Annotated in this window: 17 protein-coding genes and 1 tRNA gene; 9 read left to right on the top strand and 9 right to left on the bottom strand. The window is 67.9% G+C overall.

Annotated elements, in window-relative coordinates; genetic code table 11:
- Positions 1-35 precede the first annotated feature (35 nt).
- The 4 genes from NY1_RS25865 to nth all read right to left on the bottom strand — a co-directional run bounded on the left by NY1_RS25865 (position 36) and on the right by nth (position 3,424).
- The gene (locus tag NY1_RS25865) at positions 36-1,229 is read right to left on the bottom strand and encodes a MarP family serine protease (RefSeq protein WP_067718585.1); all 1,194 of its coding nucleotides are present in this window, start codon (positions 1,227-1,229) and stop codon (positions 36-38) included.
- On the bottom strand, positions 1,226-1,951 hold the full coding sequence (locus tag NY1_RS25860) for an NUDIX hydrolase (RefSeq protein ID WP_067718582.1): 726 nt from the start codon (positions 1,949-1,951) through the stop codon (positions 1,226-1,228). Before NY1_RS25860 ends, NY1_RS25865 begins: the two co-directional genes overlap by 4 nt.
- Positions 1,952-2,045: 94 nt before the next feature.
- Entirely contained in the window at positions 2,046-2,693 is a 648-nt protein-coding gene (locus NY1_RS25855; RefSeq protein ID WP_067719008.1) for a TlpA family protein disulfide reductase, read from the bottom strand.
- A gap of 50 nt (positions 2,694-2,743) precedes the next feature.
- On the bottom strand, positions 2,744-3,424 hold the full coding sequence (nth, locus tag NY1_RS25850) for an endonuclease III (protein WP_084535363.1): 681 nt from the start codon (positions 3,422-3,424) through the stop codon (positions 2,744-2,746).
- A 286-nt stretch (positions 3,425-3,710) separates the two neighbouring features.
- On the opposite strand from nth, the gene NY1_RS25845 reads away from it, so the two are divergent.
- Positions 3,711-3,953 carry a hypothetical protein gene (locus tag NY1_RS25845; protein ID WP_067718579.1) on the top strand — a complete coding sequence of 81 codons (243 nt, stop codon included), beginning with the start codon at positions 3,711-3,713 and terminating at the stop codon, positions 3,951-3,953.
- A gap of 303 nt (positions 3,954-4,256) precedes the next feature.
- Positions 4,257-4,931 carry a Crp/Fnr family transcriptional regulator gene (locus NY1_RS25840; protein WP_019044571.1) on the top strand — a complete coding sequence of 225 codons (675 nt, stop codon included), beginning with the start codon at positions 4,257-4,259 and terminating at the stop codon, positions 4,929-4,931.
- Positions 4,932-5,076: 145 nt separating this feature from the next.
- Here the strand turns inward: NY1_RS25840 and NY1_RS25835 are convergent, their stop codons facing one another.
- From NY1_RS25835 to sp36, 3 genes are all read right to left on the bottom strand, one after another.
- Positions 5,077-5,883, bottom strand: a complete 807-nt coding sequence (locus NY1_RS25835; RefSeq protein WP_067718576.1) for an MBL fold metallo-hydrolase — start codon at positions 5,881-5,883, stop codon at positions 5,077-5,079.
- 81 nt (positions 5,884-5,964) lie between these two features.
- Positions 5,965-6,432, bottom strand: coding sequence for a RidA family protein (locus tag NY1_RS25830; protein ID WP_067718566.1), 468 nt, complete (start codon positions 6,430-6,432; stop codon positions 5,965-5,967).
- On the bottom strand, positions 6,432-6,596 hold the full coding sequence (gene sp36, locus NY1_RS43145) for a Sp36 family protein (RefSeq protein WP_157762479.1): 165 nt from the start codon (positions 6,594-6,596) through the stop codon (positions 6,432-6,434). Before sp36 ends, NY1_RS25830 begins: the two co-directional genes overlap by 1 nt.
- Before the next feature lie 170 nt (positions 6,597-6,766).
- Between sp36 and bagA the strand changes: the two genes are divergently transcribed.
- Together bagA and bagB are read left to right on the top strand one after the other, a co-directional pair.
- On the top strand, positions 6,767-7,786 hold the full coding sequence (gene bagA, locus NY1_RS25825; protein WP_067718562.1) for an ATPase BagA: 1,020 nt from the start codon (positions 6,767-6,769) through the stop codon (positions 7,784-7,786).
- A gap of 2 nt (positions 7,787-7,788) precedes the next feature.
- A complete protein-coding gene (gene bagB / locus NY1_RS25820; RefSeq protein WP_067718561.1) occupies positions 7,789-8,970 on the top strand; it encodes an ATPase BagB in 1,182 nt (393 codons plus the stop codon).
- 203 nt (positions 8,971-9,173) lie between these two features.
- Here the strand turns inward: bagB and NY1_RS25815 are convergent, their stop codons facing one another.
- Positions 9,174-9,497, bottom strand: coding sequence for a WhiB family transcriptional regulator (locus NY1_RS25815; protein WP_067718558.1), 324 nt, complete (start codon positions 9,495-9,497; stop codon positions 9,174-9,176).
- 298 nt (positions 9,498-9,795) lie between these two features.
- On the opposite strand from NY1_RS25815, the gene NY1_RS25810 reads away from it, so the two are divergent.
- Entirely contained in the window at positions 9,796-12,156 is a 2,361-nt protein-coding gene (locus NY1_RS25810) for a penicillin-binding protein (RefSeq protein WP_067718556.1), read from the top strand.
- A 137-nt stretch (positions 12,157-12,293) separates the two neighbouring features.
- Here the strand turns inward: NY1_RS25810 and NY1_RS25805 are convergent, their stop codons facing one another.
- A complete protein-coding gene (locus NY1_RS25805; RefSeq protein ID WP_067718553.1) occupies positions 12,294-12,758 on the bottom strand; it encodes a GatB/YqeY domain-containing protein in 465 nt (154 codons plus the stop codon).
- A 162-nt stretch (positions 12,759-12,920) separates the two neighbouring features.
- Between NY1_RS25805 and NY1_RS25800 the strand changes: the two genes are divergently transcribed.
- The 4 genes from NY1_RS25800 to NY1_RS25785 all read left to right on the top strand — a co-directional run bounded on the left by NY1_RS25800 (position 12,921) and on the right by NY1_RS25785 (position 16,329).
- Positions 12,921-13,886: a metallophosphoesterase gene (locus NY1_RS25800; RefSeq protein ID WP_067718550.1), complete on the top strand. Its 966-nt coding sequence runs from the start codon at positions 12,921-12,923 to the stop codon at positions 13,884-13,886.
- Positions 13,887-13,940: 54 nt separating this feature from the next.
- Positions 13,941-15,092: a DUF8017 domain-containing protein gene (locus tag NY1_RS25795; protein ID WP_067718548.1), complete on the top strand. Its 1,152-nt coding sequence runs from the start codon at positions 13,941-13,943 to the stop codon at positions 15,090-15,092.
- Between the two features lie 45 nt (positions 15,093-15,137).
- Complete coding sequence (locus NY1_RS25790; protein ID WP_067718545.1) at positions 15,138-16,190, top strand: DUF8017 domain-containing protein; 1,053 nt, start codon at positions 15,138-15,140, stop codon at positions 16,188-16,190.
- Positions 16,191-16,255: 65 nt separating this feature from the next.
- Positions 16,256-16,329: transfer RNA gene (locus NY1_RS25785), tRNA-Pro, on the top strand.
- Positions 16,330-16,338: the final 9 nt, after the last annotated feature.

Here is a 16,338-nt window from a genome sequence, read left to right as displayed (position 1 = left end):
GGGCCCGCGCTGTTCGCGCGGGCCCCGTTCCCGATTCAGCTGAGCACACAGCTCCCGGTTCCCACCGGAGTCGAAACATTCGGCGCCGCTTGCACTTCCGGCCGCACCTCGTCGAGCGTGAGGACGTATCCGGTGTCGTCGTCGGTCACCGCCGCGCCGAAGACCACGCCGAGGATATTGCCGTCGGTGTCGACCAGCGGGCCGCCGGAGTTGCCGGCGCGGACCTGGCCGCGAATGGTGTAGACCTCGCGCTGCACCTCGCCGTCGCGATAGATGTTGGGACCCTTGAGGTCCAGGGTCTCGCGGACACGGGACGCGGAGGCGGTGTAGCGGCCGCCGCCGGGATAGCCGAGCACGATGGACGATTCACCCGAGCTCGCGGGCTGCGGGGCCAGCGGAATGACCGGTGCGGTCAGTCCGGGCACCGCGAGGATCGCGATGTCCTTGGACGGATCGAACAGCACCACCGAGGCGTCCAGCTTGCCGCCGGCCACATCCACCGACACCGAATTGGTGCCCGCCACCACGTGGGCGTTGGTCATGATGCGCTCCGGGGCGACCACGAAGCCCGAACCCTCCAGCTGCCGTTGGCAACTCGGGGCGATGCCGCGGATGCGCAGCACGCTCGTCTGCAGATTCTGCGCCACCGGGAGCTGCAGGACGCTCGCGTCCGGCGGTTCCACCGCGGCGATCGGCACCCGGCCGAATGGCCCGATGACGTCCGGCAGCCCGGAGGTGTTGAGCAGGTTGGAGAACTCGTTGGGGATCTTGCGGAGCCAGTCGGGCGCGACCGTGTCCACCTTGATCAGCACCTGGGAGTTCTTGACCGCGGCCGCGATTCCCGGTTGCGAGGAGTTGGTCAGCGGCAGCGCCAGCAGCCAGGCGGTGGCGAGCACCGCGACGGCCTGCAGGCCCGCGCCGACCACGCTGTCCACGCTGCGGGTGAACGGGTCGCGCATACCGCTGCGCGCGGCGCGGCCCAGCACCATGCCCGCGACCTCGCCGACGATCACCAGCGCCACGATGAGCAGCACGCCCACCAGCACGCGGCTGCGGCCTTCACTGAGGTGGATCAGGATGTGCGGGGCGATCAGAATGCCCGCGACCGCACCCAGCACCACGCCCAGGAACGCGAGCGCCGAAGCGACCGCGCCCTGCCGCCACCCGGAGGTGGCGGCCAGCAGCGCCAGAATGATGATCCCGATATCGAGCCAGCCAGAGGCACTCATAACGTCATCCCAACCGCGGCCAGCGAGGCCTGCAGATCACGCACATCATGGTGGTCCCACTCGTTTTCCCAGCCGGACACCGCGAAGAGTCCGGCAAGCACGCCCGCGGTGAAGCCCCACACCAGCATCCCGTCCACCGCGAAGGCGGGACCCATGTATCCGAGCGGATGCCGGACGACGAACCGGTTGGCCGGGTCCAGCAGTTCCGAGAGCGGCACCCGCACCACGCGGGTGGCCTCGTTCTCGCTGACCACGCCCACCTCGCCCGGCGTCCGCCAGTAGGCCACGACCGGCGTCACGTCGAAACGCGACGGCGGCACGAAGATCTTGGGTAGCAGGGCGAGCGGTTCGATGCCGGCCGGATCGACCCCGGTCTCCTCCCACGCCTCCCGCAGCGCGGTACTGACCGGCCCGTCGTCCTGGGGTTCGACGCCGCCGCCGGGAAAGGCTACCTGCCCGCTGTGCGTGCGCATGGTGGCGGCCCGCTGGGTGAGCAATACGTCCGCATCGCCCGGAAGCCCGCCCGGCCCTTGCGGATCCGCCTCCGGCGCGCCGCCGAACAGCACCAGCACCGCCGCCTCGCGCGTCTTGCCGACCGCGCCGAGCGCCCGCATGGCGGTCCGCCGCAGCACCGGATTCACCCCGCTGGGGTCGGCCGGATCGTGTTCGGTCACCCCGCGCAGCCAGCCCGGTACAGCCAGGCCGTTCGTCTCGATTCTCATCAACACACCTCAACCACATAAGCCACACCGCAGACATCACCGAGTATCGCTGGCGCGCTCGGTTCCGGGGCGGTCGGCCGCCGAGCCGGGTCGCTCACGCGCGCACCCCGAGTTCGGCCGCGACGGTGGCGGAGATGTCATCGACGCTGGTGAACGGGCGCACCACGACCTTGGCGACGGTCCCGTCGGCGCGCACCAGCACCGAGATGGGCAGCACGGCGGGCGCGCGAACGGCGGTGCGCACCTGTGAGTTCGGATCCTCGACCCCCGGCAGGTGGATATCGAGCCCGGCGAGCCGCGCCAGCCCCTTCGCGATGCCCGGATCGCTGTGCACGGTCAGCACGGTGATCGCGCTACCCGCCTGCTTCGAGAATTGCTGCAACAACGGCAGTTCCTCGGCGCACGGCCCACACCAGTAGGCCCAGAGGTTCAACAGTGCAGGCTTTCCCGCGAGCGCGGCGGCCAGATCGACCGGCCGTCCGTCCGCCATGCAGTTCAAGGTGGTCCCACGCAGCGGACTGTCACCGACCTGCGCACCACTGGGCTGCGGGCATCCGACAAGTGCGGCAGCCGCGCGATCGGCGTCCGAAACCGCCGCGACCGCAGGCTTACCGGCAGACGTCGTGACACCGGCAACGGACTCGTCCTCGGATCTCCCGCCGACCACCGACCACGCCACGATGCCGACCGCCAGCACGATCACGACAGCCGCGACGGCCCATCGCCACCCGGCTCCGGGCATCGCTGCCGGGCCGGACGGCTCGGGCTCGCCGCCGGACGGGGACTCAGCGCTCACAGCCCCACCAGCTCGAGCAGATGCTCGGTTTCGGGGCCCTTCACCAGTTTGGCGGCGGTCACGGGATCGGTCGGGCCTTCGCCGAAGGACGGGCAGTCCTTGGCGAGGATGCAGGCGCCGCAGGCGGGCTTGCGGGCGTGGCAGACGCGGCGGCCGTGGAAGATCACGCGGTGCGAGAGCATGGTCCAGTCTTTGCGGTCGATCAGTTCGCCGATGGCGTGTTCGACCTTGACCGGGTCTTCCTCGGTGGTCCAGCCCCAGCGGCGGACCAGCCGGCCGAAGTGGGTGTCGACGGTGATGCCGGGGACGCCGAAGGCATTGCCGAGGACCACGTTCGCGGTCTTGCGCCCGATGCCGGGCAGCGTGACCAGGTCTTCGAGGGTGCCCGGGAGTTCGCCGTCGTAGCGCTCGACCAGCGCCTGGCCGAGCCCGATGAGCGAGCTGGTCTTGTTGCGATAGAAGCCGGTCGGGCGGATGTATTCCTCCAGCTCGGCCCGGTTCGCCTCGGCGTAATCGCGCGCGCTGCGGTACTTGGCAAACAACGCGGGTGTGGTCATGTTCACCCGCACGTCGGTGCATTGCGCGGAAAGGATTGTCGCCACCGCCAATTCGAGGGGGGTGGTGAAGTCGAGTTCGCAGTGCGCGTCGGGAAAGGCGACGGTGAGTTCGCGGTACATGCGCCGGGCGCGACGCACCAATCCGATTCGAGTTTCCTTGTCGCGTTTGCGAGCCTTGGTGGGCCGCGCCACATTCCGGGCCGTCCCCGATGGCGCATCCGAGACACCGCCCGGCCCGTTGTCCGATGCCGCGGTCGCGCCGGAAACGCCCGGGTCGGCCCCGTCAACGGCCGCTTTGGATTCGGTGACACGCACGCGTCCACCTTACGGAACCACCCGGTCCCGACAACCGGGCTGCACACTCCCCGTGTTCCATCTGAGACCTTCGGCGTGTTTACTCACCCCTATGCAAGGACTCGCCGTGGTGCTGTTTCCGATAGCACTGATGCTGTTCGCGTTGGTGATGGAACGGGTCGAGAACCGGCTGCGCAAGCTGCTCGAGCCGGATCCGGAAGTTCAGCAGTACCTCGATCGAGCCACGAACGCCGAGGTCAGTGACCTGACCAAACTCGGCTTGCCGGCCGCTGCGGCCCGGCCGCGGCGCGCCCGCCCGGCCCCCAAGGGTTTGGACGTGGCGCAAGCCAGTTGATCTTGCCGAGCGACGCTCTCCGATCCGGGTGACCACCGGGATTTTCCCGGTCGGCGCCCGGATTTCGATCTTCTGTACCGAATGAGCGCGGCGTGTCGCTAGATTGAAACTCGCGTGTCGCAAAACCGTTCTCGTGTGTCTCGTGATCAAGCGTCGCGTGTCGCGTAATCCGGCCCTGCGTGTCGGAGAATGAGCGTGCCGCGTGGTGTCTATCACTACCCGGCGGTATTGCAAAGTAGACTGCACTGTCGGCCGAGCTCGCTTCGGTCCAGGACAGAGCCATTTCCCATAAGGAGCACATTCGTGGACGAGGCCCTCGCCAGAGCAGGCATCTTCCAAGGCGTCGAGCCCACCGCGGTGGCGGCTCTCGCCAAACAACTTCAGCCTGTGGACTTTCCGCGCGGCCACGTCATCTTCAACGAAGGTGAACCGGGCGATCGGCTGTACATCATCACCTCGGGCAAGGTGAAGATCGGCCGCCGCTCGCCGGACGGCAGAGAGAACTTGCTGACGATCATGGGCCCGTCCGATATGTTCGGCGAGCTCTCGATCTTCGACCCGGGTCCGCGCACCTCGACGGCCACCACCGTCACCGAGGTCCGCGCCGTGACGATGGACCGCGACGCGCTCAAGGCGTGGATCGACCAGCGCCCGGAGATCGCCGAGCAGTTGCTGCGGGTGCTCGCCCGCCGCCTGCGCCGCACCAACAACAACCTGGCCGACCTGATCTTCACGGACGTGCCCGGTCGCGTGGCGAAGGCGCTGCTGCAGCTGGCCCAGCGCTTCGGCACCCAGGAAGCGGGCGCGCTGCGCGTGACCCACGACCTGACCCAGGAAGAGATCGCCCAGCTGGTCGGGGCCTCCCGCGAAACCGTGAACAAGGCGCTCGCCGACTTCGCGCACCGCGGCTGGCTGCGGCTCGAGGGCAAGAGCGTGCTGATCTCGGACTCGGAGCGGCTCGCCCGCCGCGCCCGCTAGGGATCAGGAACAGAGACTCGTAGGGACCGGGTCGTCACCTTCGCGGTGACGCCCCGGTCCCTTCGTGTGTGTGCCACACCGAAAGACATTCACGGCCCCCGTTGCGGAGGCAACGGGGGCCGATGCTCGAAAAGGCGAACCCCGCCTAGCCGTGCGAACGGATATAGGCCAGTTGGGCATTGACCGAGCTCTGCGCGGCGGGCCAGAGGTTCTTGTCGACGTCGGCGTAGACCAGGGCGACGATATCCATCGAGCCGGCGTCGGAGCCGAGCTGCTCCAAGGCCGCGCGCACCTGGTTCAGGCGTTCCTCGCGATGCGAGATGTAGTACCGGATCACCGGTTCCGCGTCGGCGTGCTCAGGCCCGTGCGCCGGGAGCAGGGTGCGCCCGGGAGCCACCGCGACCAGGCGATTCATCGAATCGAGGTAGTCGGCGAGCGCGCCGTCACGGGATTCCAGGACCGTGGTGCCGCTGCCGAGCACGGTGTCGCCGGTGAGCAGCAGCTGTTCGCCGTCCGGTCCGTCCACCAGGAAACTCAGCGAATCCTGGGTGTGCCCCGGAGTAGCCAACACCGTGATGCGCAGCCCCGCCGCCTCGATGACTTCGCCGTCCGCGAGCACCGTGCCGGTCCCGCGCAGAAAGCGCTCGGAGTAGGCGCGCACCGGAGCCCCGGTCGCCTTCACCAGCCCCTCGATGCCGCCGGTGTGGTCGAAATGCTCGTGGCTGATCAGCACGAGCGCGATGTTCCCGCCGGTCGCCGCGACCACGGCGTCGGTGTGGCGGCGGTCCTCCGGCCCCGGATCGACGAGCACGTAATCCGTGCCGCCGGGAGCGCGCAACAGCCAGGTGTTGGTGCCCTCCAACGTCATTCCGCTGGGGTTCTCGGCCAGCACCACGGCGGCGGACGGAGTCACTTGCCGCAGCTGCTCGTACGCGGGATGGGTGAGCGTCATCTTCCCGTCCTAATGCAGGAAGCGCGATGCGTCCAGAATCGAACGCACCGCGCTTTTATTTGGCGTGCCAGTAGCTTTCGCTCAGCGAACTTCCGCGATGAGTTCCACCTCGACGGGGGTGTTCAGCGGTAGCTCGGAGACGCCGACGGCGGAACGCGCGTGCACGCCCGCGTCGCCGAAGACCTCGCCGAGGAATTCGGAGGCGCCGTTGATCACCTTCGGCTGCCCGGTGAAACCCGGTGCGGAGGCGACGAATCCGACGACCTTCACGATGCGCACCACATTGTCGAGCCCGACCAGCGCGTGCACGGCGGCCAGCGCGTTGAGCGCGCACCGCTGCGCGGCTTCCGCACCCTGTTCGAGGCTGACCTCGGCCCCGACCTTGCCTTCGATCGACAGCGCGCCGTTCACCATCGGCAGCTGGCCCGAGGTGTAGACGAGATTGCCGGTCTGCACGGCGGGCACGTACGCCGCGACGGGTGCGGCGACACCGGGTAGTTCGAGCCCGAGCTTGGCGAGGTTCTCCGCCCAGTTGGTCGCGGCGGCCATCAGTTCTTGGGTCGCTTCAGGTAGGCGACATGCTGTTCGCCGGTCGGCCCGGCCAGCACGCTGACGAGCTCCCAGCCGTCGGCGCCCCACTGGTCCAGAATCGCCTTGGTCGCGTGCGTCAGCAGCGGCACCGTCGCGTATTCCCACACGGTCACATCACTCATGGGCTGAGAGTAGCCGCGCGGCGGGTCGTGCAGGATGCCGGGACCACTGGAGTACGGTGCCAGAACAGGAAATCCAGGTTTCCGAAGTGGTGTACCAGACAGTTATACGTCACTCTGGGCAGGATTCAGGAACGAGTTATAGGCTCGCGAGCGTGGGAGTACCGATAGCAGTGCCCGTTTCGGTTGAGCCGGGGGTCGAAGCAGGTTGGCCGGAGCGGGCGAATAAGGCCCGCCTGCATTATGTTTCCGGCAAAGGGGGGACCGGTAAGTCTACGGTCGCAGCGGCGCTCGCACTCGCGCTGGCCGCTGGGGGACGCCGTGTGCTGCTGGTCGAGGTAGAGGGGCGTCAGTCGATTGCGCAGCTCTTCGACCTGCCGCCGCTGCCGCCCACCGAAACCAAGATCGCCACCGCGGACGGCGGCGGCGAGGTGATGGCCCTGGCGCTGGATGTCGAGCACGCCTTCCTGGAATACCTCGACATGTTCTACAACCTGGGTTTCGCGGGCCGCGCCATGCGCCGGGTGGGTGCGATCGAGTTCGTCACCACCATCGCGCCGGGCCTGCGGGACGTCATCCTGACCGGCAAAATCAAGGAATGCGCGGTGCGCGTCGACAAGGCGGGTAAACCGGCCTACGACGAAATCGTCATCGACGCCCCGCCAACCGGCCGCATCGCCAGCTTCCTGGACGTCACCCAGGCCATGGCCGAGATCGCCGGCGGCGGCCCGATCGCCTCGCAGGCCGAGGGCGTGTCCAAGCTGCTGCATTCCGAGCAGACCATGATCCATCTGGTCACGCTGCTGGAGGCGCTGCCGGTGCAGGAAACCGCCGACGCCGTCGCGGAACTCACCGCCAACGACCTGAACATCGGCACGGTCATCGTGAACCGGGCCAGCGAGGGCTACCTGCCGCGCGCCGTGCGCGAGCGGGCGGCCAATGGCGATTTCGACGCCGAGGCCCTGCGGCAGGGGCTGGCCGAGGCCGGAATCAGCTTGTCCGAGGCCGATTTCGACGGCCTGGTCGCCGAGGCGGTCGAGCATTCGGCGCGCCTGGCCGCGCAGGACGAGAGCGCCGCCGACCTGGCGCAGGTGAACATCTCACGGCTGTACCTGCCGTCGCTCGCCGACGGCATGGATCTGGGCGGGCTCTACGAGCTGGCCGAAGTATTGAGCGCCCAGGGGGTCCGCTAGTCATGATCGTTCCGGCAAGCACTGTGCCCCTGGACATTACGAAGATCATCACCGATCCGACGGCCCGCATCGTGGTGTGCTGCGGTTCCGGCGGCGTCGGCAAGACCACCACCGCGGCGGCCATCGCGCTGCGCGCGGCGGAGGCCGGGCGCAAGGTCGTGGTGCTGACCATCGATCCGGCGCGGCGGCTGGCGCAGTCGCTCGGGGTCAGCGATCTCGGGAACACCCCGCAGCGAGTGGACCTGGGCCACGAGGCCAAGGGCGAGCTCTACGCCATGATGCTGAACATGCGCCGCACCTTCGACGAGATGGTGCTCGAGCACACCAGCCCCGACAAGGCCGAGCAGATCTTCGCCAATCCCATCTACCAGACCGTGGCCTCGTCTTTCGGCGGCACTCAGGAATACATGGCGATGGAGAAGCTGGGCCAGCTGGCGTCCAAGCGCGAGTGGGATCTGATCGTGGTCGATACGCCGCCGTCGCGGAACGCGCTGGACTTCCTGGACGCGCCCAAGCGGCTCGGTAACTTCCTGAACGGCAAGATGATCCGCGTCATCATGGCCCCCGGCCGCGGTGTCGGTAAGTTCGTCGCCGGCGCCATGAGCCTGGCGCTGCGCGGCGTCTCGACCATCGTCGGCGGCCAATTGCTCAAAGACGCCTCTGTCTTCTTGCAGTCACTGGAGTCCATGTTCGGCGGCTTCCAGGATCGCGCGGATCGCACCTACGCCATGCTCTCCCGCCCCGGCACCCACTTCATCGTGGTCGCCGCGGCCGAGCCGGACGCGCTGCGCGAAGCGTCCTTCTTCGTCGATCGCCTCTCGCACGACAAGATGCCGCTGGCGGGCCTGGTGCTCAACCGCACCCACCCGGTGCTGAGCTCGCTCTCGGCCGAACAGGCCCAGGTCGCGGCCGATCGTCTAGCCCCGCAGACGAACGGCAATGGCGCGGCCGGCGATAGCGAGAACGAATCCCCGGCCGCCGTCACCGCGGCCGTGCTGCGCATCCACGCCCAGCGGGCCGCCACCGCCAAGCGCGAACAGCATCTGCTGCACCGCTTCACGGGCGCGCACCCCAGCGTGCCGATCGCCGCGGTTACCGCGCTGCCCTTCGAGGTCGCCGATCTCGAGGCGCTGCAGGCGGTCGGCGATCAACTCGCCGAAGCGGGAAACGCGAAATCGGCCTGATTCGCCGATCCGATGCGACCGCGGCGGGCGCGACCGCGCACGGGTTCGGGACCCTCCCCCAACCCCTTTCACCTGGAACAATTCCGGATGAAACTGCCCGGTCTGGCCCGGATGCCCGATTCGACCCCGGAAACGGACCGAGCCCGCAAGATGCGGGCTCGGTCCGTTCTGCCTATGGGGGGATCGGAGTTAGGGGATACTGATTACATCGCTACTTTCTGCGAACGCTGGGCGAAGAAGAAGTCGGCCCAAGACGTCACTTCGGGGTGTTGCTTGAGCAGCGCGCGGCGCTGCCGCTCGGTCATGCCGCCCCACACTCCGAACTCGACACGATTGTCCAGGGCGTCCGCCCCGCACTCCATCAGCACCGGGCAGTGCCGGCAGATGGTCGCCGCTTTACGCTGCGCGGCGCCGCGCACGAACAGCTGGTCGGGATCTACTTCCTTGCATCGGGCCTGGGAAACCCAGGCGATTCTCGCTTCGGCCTGCTCCACGTCCAATCGAGCGATCGGGGTAGTCATGTGCATTTGGTGTGCCCCTTTGCAGTCCGAACACCGGGTCACGGCGCTCCAGAATCGCGTACAGCGCGCAGTTACCCAACCCCACTGCGTTCTGCACCACATTCCACTTTGAGTGTTAGCTCTATCACACTGGGTTCTCAATCTAGATAAGAGTGTGAGGCTTGCGCAAGACCGTCCCGAGATTTTCTGGTACGTCCGTCCATGCATTCGTCACCAGAAACCGGGCAGTCGGCACCATTACGGACGAATGGACACCCCGACGCGAGGGCACCGAGTGTCGCGACGGCCAATTAGGCTGTGGCACGTGCCCATCACACGAACGCTCTGGAGACTGGCCGGCAGCTGCATTCTGGCCGCCGTGCTTCTCGCCGGGTTGCTGTTCCCGCTTGCGGGCGGATTCGGTTTCATCTCCAACCGCGCCGCCGACGCCGTCGACAATGTCTCCGCCGAACTGGTGGAGGGCACCGTGCCCGCGGTGTCCACCATGGTCGACGCGAACAATCAGCCCATCGCGTGGCTGTACGAGCAGCGCCGGTTCGAAGTGCCCAGCGACAAGATCTCCAACGACATGAAGCTCGCGCTGGTGTCCGTGGAGGACCGCCGCTTCGCCGAACACGGCGGTGTGGACTGGCAGGGCACCTTCCGCGCCTTCCTGACCAACACCTCCGGCGGCGAAGTGCAGCAGGGCGGTTCGACCATCGACCAGCAGTACGTGAAGAACTACCTGCTGCTGGTGGTGGCCAAGACCGACGCCGAGCGCCGCGCCGCGACCGAGACCACGCCCGCCCGCAAGATCCGCGAGATCCGGATGGCGCTGACGCTGGAGAAGGAGCTCACCAAGGACGAGATCCTGACCCGGTACCTGAACCTGGTGCCGTTCGGTAACTCCTCCTACGGCATCCAGGACGCGGCGCAGACCTACTTCGGCGTCGACGCCAAGGATCTGAGCGTGGTGCAGGCCGCCATGCTGGCCGGCATGGTGCAGTCCAGCTCCAAGCTGAACCCCTACACCAATCCGCAGGGCGTGCTGGAGCGGCGGAACACGGTGCTCGACACCATGATCCAGAACATCCCCAGCCGGGCCGACGAGTTCCGCAAGGCCAAGGCCGAGCCGCTGGGCGTGCTGACCGAGCCCAAGGGCCTGCCGCGCGGCTGCATCGCGGCCAATGATCGTGGCTTCTTCTGCGATTACGCGCTGCAGTACCTGGCCAACGCCGGCATCAGCCGCGACCAGATCGACAAGGGCGGCTACCTGATCAAGACCACCCTGGATCCGGATGTGCAGAACTCGGTGAAGGCCTCGGTGAACGCCAATGCCGACCCGAACCTGGACGACATCGCCTCGGTGATGAACATCGTGGCGCCGGGCCAGGATTCGCATCCGGTGCTGGCCATGGCGTCGAGCCGCACCTACGGCCTGGACGCGAACGCGCACCAGACCGTGCAGCCGCAGCCGTATTCGATGGTCGGCGACGGCGCGGGCTCGATCTTCAAGATCTTCACCACCGCCGCGGCCATGGAGAAGGGCCTGGGCATCAACGCGCAGCTGGACGTGCCGGGCCGCTTCGAGGCCAAAGGCATGGGTAACGGTGGCGCGCGGGGCTGCCCGGCGGCCACCTACTGCGTCGAGAACGCGGGCAAGTACAAGTCGCCGATGTCGGTGACCGAAGCGCTCGCCACCTCGCCGAACACGGCCTTCGTCAAGCTGATCCAGGCCGTGGGCGTGGCCCCGACCGTGGATATGGCGGTGCGCCTGGGCATGCGGTCCTACACCCAGGCCGGCACTTCCGGGCACGGCAATCAGAGCCTGGCGGACATGATCAAGGATCAGAACCTGGGCTCGTTCACGCTGGGCCCGGTGGCGATCAACCCGCTCGAATTGTCCAATGTGGCGGCCACCTTGGCCTCCGGCGGCAAGTGGTGCCCGCCCACCCCGATCCGGGAAGTGGTCGATCGCAGCGGCAAGACCGTGCCGCTGACCCAGCAGGCGTGCGAGCAGGTGGTCGAGCCCGGCCTGGCCAATACCCTCGCCAATGCGATGAGCAAGGACGACGTCAGCGGTACCGCGGCGGGCGCGGCGCAGTCGGTGGGCTGGAACGCCCCGCTGTCCGCCAAGACCGGTACCACCGAATCGCACCGCTCCTCGGCGTTCCTGGCGTTCACCAACGCGCTGGCCGGTTCGGCCTACATCTACGGTGACAGCCCGACGCCCGGCGAGATCTGCTCGTTCCCGCTGCGGAACTGCGGCAGCGGCAACCTGTTCGGTGGTAACGAGCCGGCCCGCAGCTGGCTGGGCGCGGTCAAGAACGTGCTGGGCAAATTCCCGCCGCCGGGCCTGCCGCCGCTGGACGACAAGTACGTGCGCGGCTCGAACAATTCGCAGATCCCGGATGTGGTCGGCCAGACCCAGGCGGAGGCGACCGGCAATCTGATCGCCGCCGGTTTCCAGGTGTCGGTGGCCACGGCCGCGGGCGCGAACAAGGGCACGGTGCTGAGCATGTCGCCGGACGGTTCGGCCATCCCCGGGTCGGTGATCACGATCTACGTGAGTGACGGCACGGCGCGACCGGCTCCGGCCGCACCGGAGACGCCGGCGCCGGGGATACCCGGATTGCCCGGCATCACGCTCCCGCCGATCCCCATACCGATTCCGATCCCACGGTGAGTGAACGGCCCCGCGCTCTCAAGCGCGGGGCCGTTTTCGATCCGCGATGCCGGAGTCGCCTTACGCAATACGAAACGCCCGGAGCGAGTCAGTCACTCCGGGCGTTTCGTATTAATAGGGCGTAGCTCTGACAGCCGTCAGAGTCGGGCTTTGACGGCGGCCGAAACTCGCGAACCGTCCGCGCGCCCGGCGGCCAGCGCGGTGGCGATCTTCATGACCTGACCCATCTGCTTCATGCCGGGCCGCTCGCCGATCTGCTCGGCCACATCCGCGATGGCGGTGTCGGCGATGTCCGCGACCTCGGCATCAGTCAGCGGCGTCGGCAGGTACTCGTCGATGATCTGCTCTTCGGCGCGCTCGTTGGCGGCGAGCTCACCGCGTCCGGCCTGCTCGTAGACGACGGCGGCTTCGTTGCGCTTCTTCGACTCCTTCGAGAGCACGGCGATCACCTCGGCGTCGCTGAGCTCCCGCGCGGTCGATCCGGCGACCTCAGCGGTCTGGACAGCGGCCAGCAGCATGCGCAGCGTATTGAGGCGCAGCACGTCCTTGGCCTTCATCGCGGCGGTGAGGTCCGAACGCAGCTTCGATTTGAGTTCCGACATGCGCCACACGCTACCGCCCGACCCCGGCACGCTCGCACGTCTTTTTCGCGGTGTCGGTTCCGGCGGGCCCCGGGGCGAGTCCGCGCGGAGCGCCCGGAGAGTCCGGCGTATCGCAGCTCATATGACTCGATGTTTCTCCCTTGGGTCGCCTATTCTGGGCAAATGCCCGTAATCTCGACCTCCGCCCTCACCCGCGCCGCACTCGGAGCCGCTGGGGCCGCGGTCGCCGGTATCGGATACGCCTCGCTGATCGAACGCAACATGTTCACGCTGCGCGAAGCGACCCTGCCGGTACTGGAACCCGGAAAACCGTCCCTGCGCGTCCTGCACATCTCCGACCTGCACATGATGCCCGGCCAGCAGTTGAAACAGGCCTGGTTGCGCGAACTGGATCGCCTGGAACCGGACCTCGTGGTGAACACCGGCGACAATCTCTCGCATCAGAAGGCGGTGCCTTCGGTGGTGCAGTCGCTGGGCGGATTGCTCGGCCGCCCCGGCATTTTCGTTTTCGGCAGCAACGACTATTTCGCGCCGGTGCCGAAGAACCCGCTCAAGTACTTCGACAAGAACCACAAGCGCGTCTTCGGCGATCCGCTGCCCTGGCAGGACCTGCGCGCGGCGTTCACCGAGCGCGGCTGGCTGGATCTGACCCATGTGCGCCGCGATATCGAGGTCTCCGGGGTGAAGATCTCGACCGCGGGCGTGGACGATCCGCACCTGCGGCGCGACCGCTACGACACCGTCGCCGGTTCGCCGAACCCGCTGGCGGACTTGAGCATCGGCCTCACCCACTCCCCCGAGCCGCGGGTACTGGACCGGTTCGCGGCCGACGGCTACGACCTGGTGATGGCCGGGCATACGCACGGCGGCCAGCTGGTGCTGCCGGGCTTCGGCGCGCTGGTCACCAATTGCGGTATCGATCGCTCGCGGGTGAAGGGCGCCTCGCGCTGGGGAGCCCATACCCGCCTGCACGTCTCGGCCGGTATCGGCACCTCGCCGTGGGCGCCGTACCGCTTCTGCTGCCGTCCGGAGGCGACGCTGCTGACCTTGGTCGGCGCCCCGCCCAAGAAGCCGGCCACGGAATCGGGTCGGGGACGGACCGCGTCGTCGGAGGCTGTCGCGCGTTGAGCTCGTACCGCGATATACAACGCGGTACGTAGTCGTCAGTCAGGGGAGCTAGTCGTGTCCAGTGGGAACGAGCGGAACGAGGGTGCGGGCGCGGGGCCCGATCCGAACTGGTGGCAGGGTGCCCCGGCGCCGGATTCGGCGTGGTCGAATCCGGCGCAGCCGACCCAGGACGGTCCGCCGGCGGGTTACGGTGCGCCGCAACCGGATCCGGGGTGGCAGCAGGGTTATCAGCCGACCGCGCCGTTCCCGGGCGGGCCGTACGGGTCGGCGGATCCGACCCGGCAGTTCCAGCCGTCCGGGCCGAATCCGACGCAGCAGTTCCCGGGTCAGCCGGGTCCGGATCCGACCGTGCAATTCACGGGGCAGCAGCCGTATCAGCCGGGGCCGGTGCCGTATGCGGGGCAACCGGGTTACGGGCAGCCGGGGTACGGCGGCGGGTATCAGCAGCCCCCGGGCGGGGGTAAGCGCAAGGTCTGGCTGTTCGCCGGGATCGGCGGGCTGGTGCTGGCCATCGTGATCGCGATCGTCGCGGTGGCGCTGGTCAACAATTCGAATGATCCTTCCGCGCAATCGAATACGACGCCGTCGCTGGTGAGCGCGCTGACCACGGAGAAGTCGCCGGCCTCGGGCAAACCGTCCACCACACCCAAGCCGTCGGCCACCAAGTCGGGCACACCGACGCCGGTGATCCCCGGGTACCAGACCGTGACGATCCCGGAATTCGAAGCGGCATACGACATTCCGAAGGATTGGCAGATCGACAAGTCCGGCACCGGGGCGTTCGGGACGGGCACCGATCAGATCGTCGCCTTCGGCCTGTCCGAGGAAGGCGTGGACTACTGCACGGGTTACACCCGCACCACCGCCTTCGTGACCGACTCGGACGAGTCCGATCTCTCGAAGGCCGCGGCGGATGTCGGCGCGCGCATGGCGAAGATCGGCTACGCGAACTCGACGGGCGCGAAACCCGGTGCGTCGGAGCAGTTCTCGACCTCCGACGGCAAGCTGTCCGGAATGTTCGTCGAGCTCACCGGCAGTGCGCCGGCGCCGGCGGCGGGGTGCGCGTCCACCTACTCGATCTACACCTTCGCGTTCTCCACTTCGCAGGGCTCTTACGTTTTCACGATCGTCGCGGATACTGGGGTCGACAAAGCGGTAGACAAAACGCTCGCGAAGAAGATTCTCGCCAGCCTCCGCCCCATGTAGCGGCGGACGGGCGGGAGCTCGACTCGTCCGACAGGGGGTCCGACGATGACCAGTGGATTCGACGACCGGAAACCGGAACCCGGCAGTGAGGATCAGACCGCCAACTGGTGGCAGGGGGCGCCGGCGCCGGGATCGCAATGGGACTCGCGGCCGCATCCGGTGCAGCCGCCGGGGTTCGGGCCGCCGGTGCAGCCGTATCCAGGGAATCCGGCGACCGGGCCGAATCCGTATGCGGTGGGCGGTAATCCGCAGCAGGCCCCGAATTCCGCACCGTCGGGCGCGAATCCGTTCCCGACGGGCCCGAACCCCTATCAGACCGGTCCGTCCCCGCATCAGGGCGCACAGCCGCCCTACGGGGGTGGTTACGGGCCGCCGCCGAGCGACAGGAACCGGGTGTGGTTGTACGCCGGGATCGGGGCGCTCGTGGTGGCGCTCGTCGCGGTGGTCGCGGTGGTGCTGGTGACCCGGGATTCCGGGACCGGCGCGCTGCCCGCCACCTCGACGTCGGTCGCCGCCACCACCACTTCCAAGCCGCGCAGCAGTGCCGCGACCACCACGCCGTCGTCGAGTCAGTCGCCGCGCATCCCCGGCTATCAGGTGGTGGTGCCGACGGGCGTCCAGGCGGCCTGGGATGTGCCGTCCGACTGGACCATCGATCAGACGGCGGACGGCTGGGGCAGCGGCGCCGACCGGATCTCGGTCGCGGGCCTGGCGCAGGAGGGCGTGAACTACTGCCCGAACTTCGTGCGCAGCAATATGTTCCTGAGCACCAGCACGCTGTCCGATCCGGCGGCCGCGGCCACCGATATCGGCAAGCGCATGGCCAAACTGGGCTGGGAAACCCTCACCACGCTGAATTCGGGCGCTCCCGAATCGTTCAGCTCCTCCGACGACACCCTGCACGGCACGTTCGTGGAGACCTCGGGGGCCTTCACCCCGCCCGATCCCAGCTGCGCCAAGACCTACTCGATCTACACCTTCGCGGTGTCCGGCGGGACCGGCTCGCTGGTCCTGACCATCGCCGCCGACACCGGCGTGGATCGGGCCGTGGACCGGGATTTCGGACGCCGCCTACTGGCCACTTTTCGGCTGCTTTAGGGCATCTGACCAGCCGATTTAACTGTTCCGCCGACCGTGCGCTAAGCTACTTCACGTTCACTTCACGGGGTGTGGCGCAGCTTGGTAGCGCGCTTCGTTCGGGACGAAGAGGTCGCAGGTTCAAATCCTGTCACCCCGACGTGTTGGT

This window comes from Nocardia yamanashiensis NBRC 100130, from assembly GCF_001613325.1.
Classification (GTDB): domain Bacteria; phylum Actinomycetota; class Actinomycetes; order Mycobacteriales; family Mycobacteriaceae; genus Nocardia; species Nocardia yamanashiensis.
Note: the sequence above shows the minus strand (reverse complement) of the source record. Positions and strands in the feature narration are given on the sequence as shown.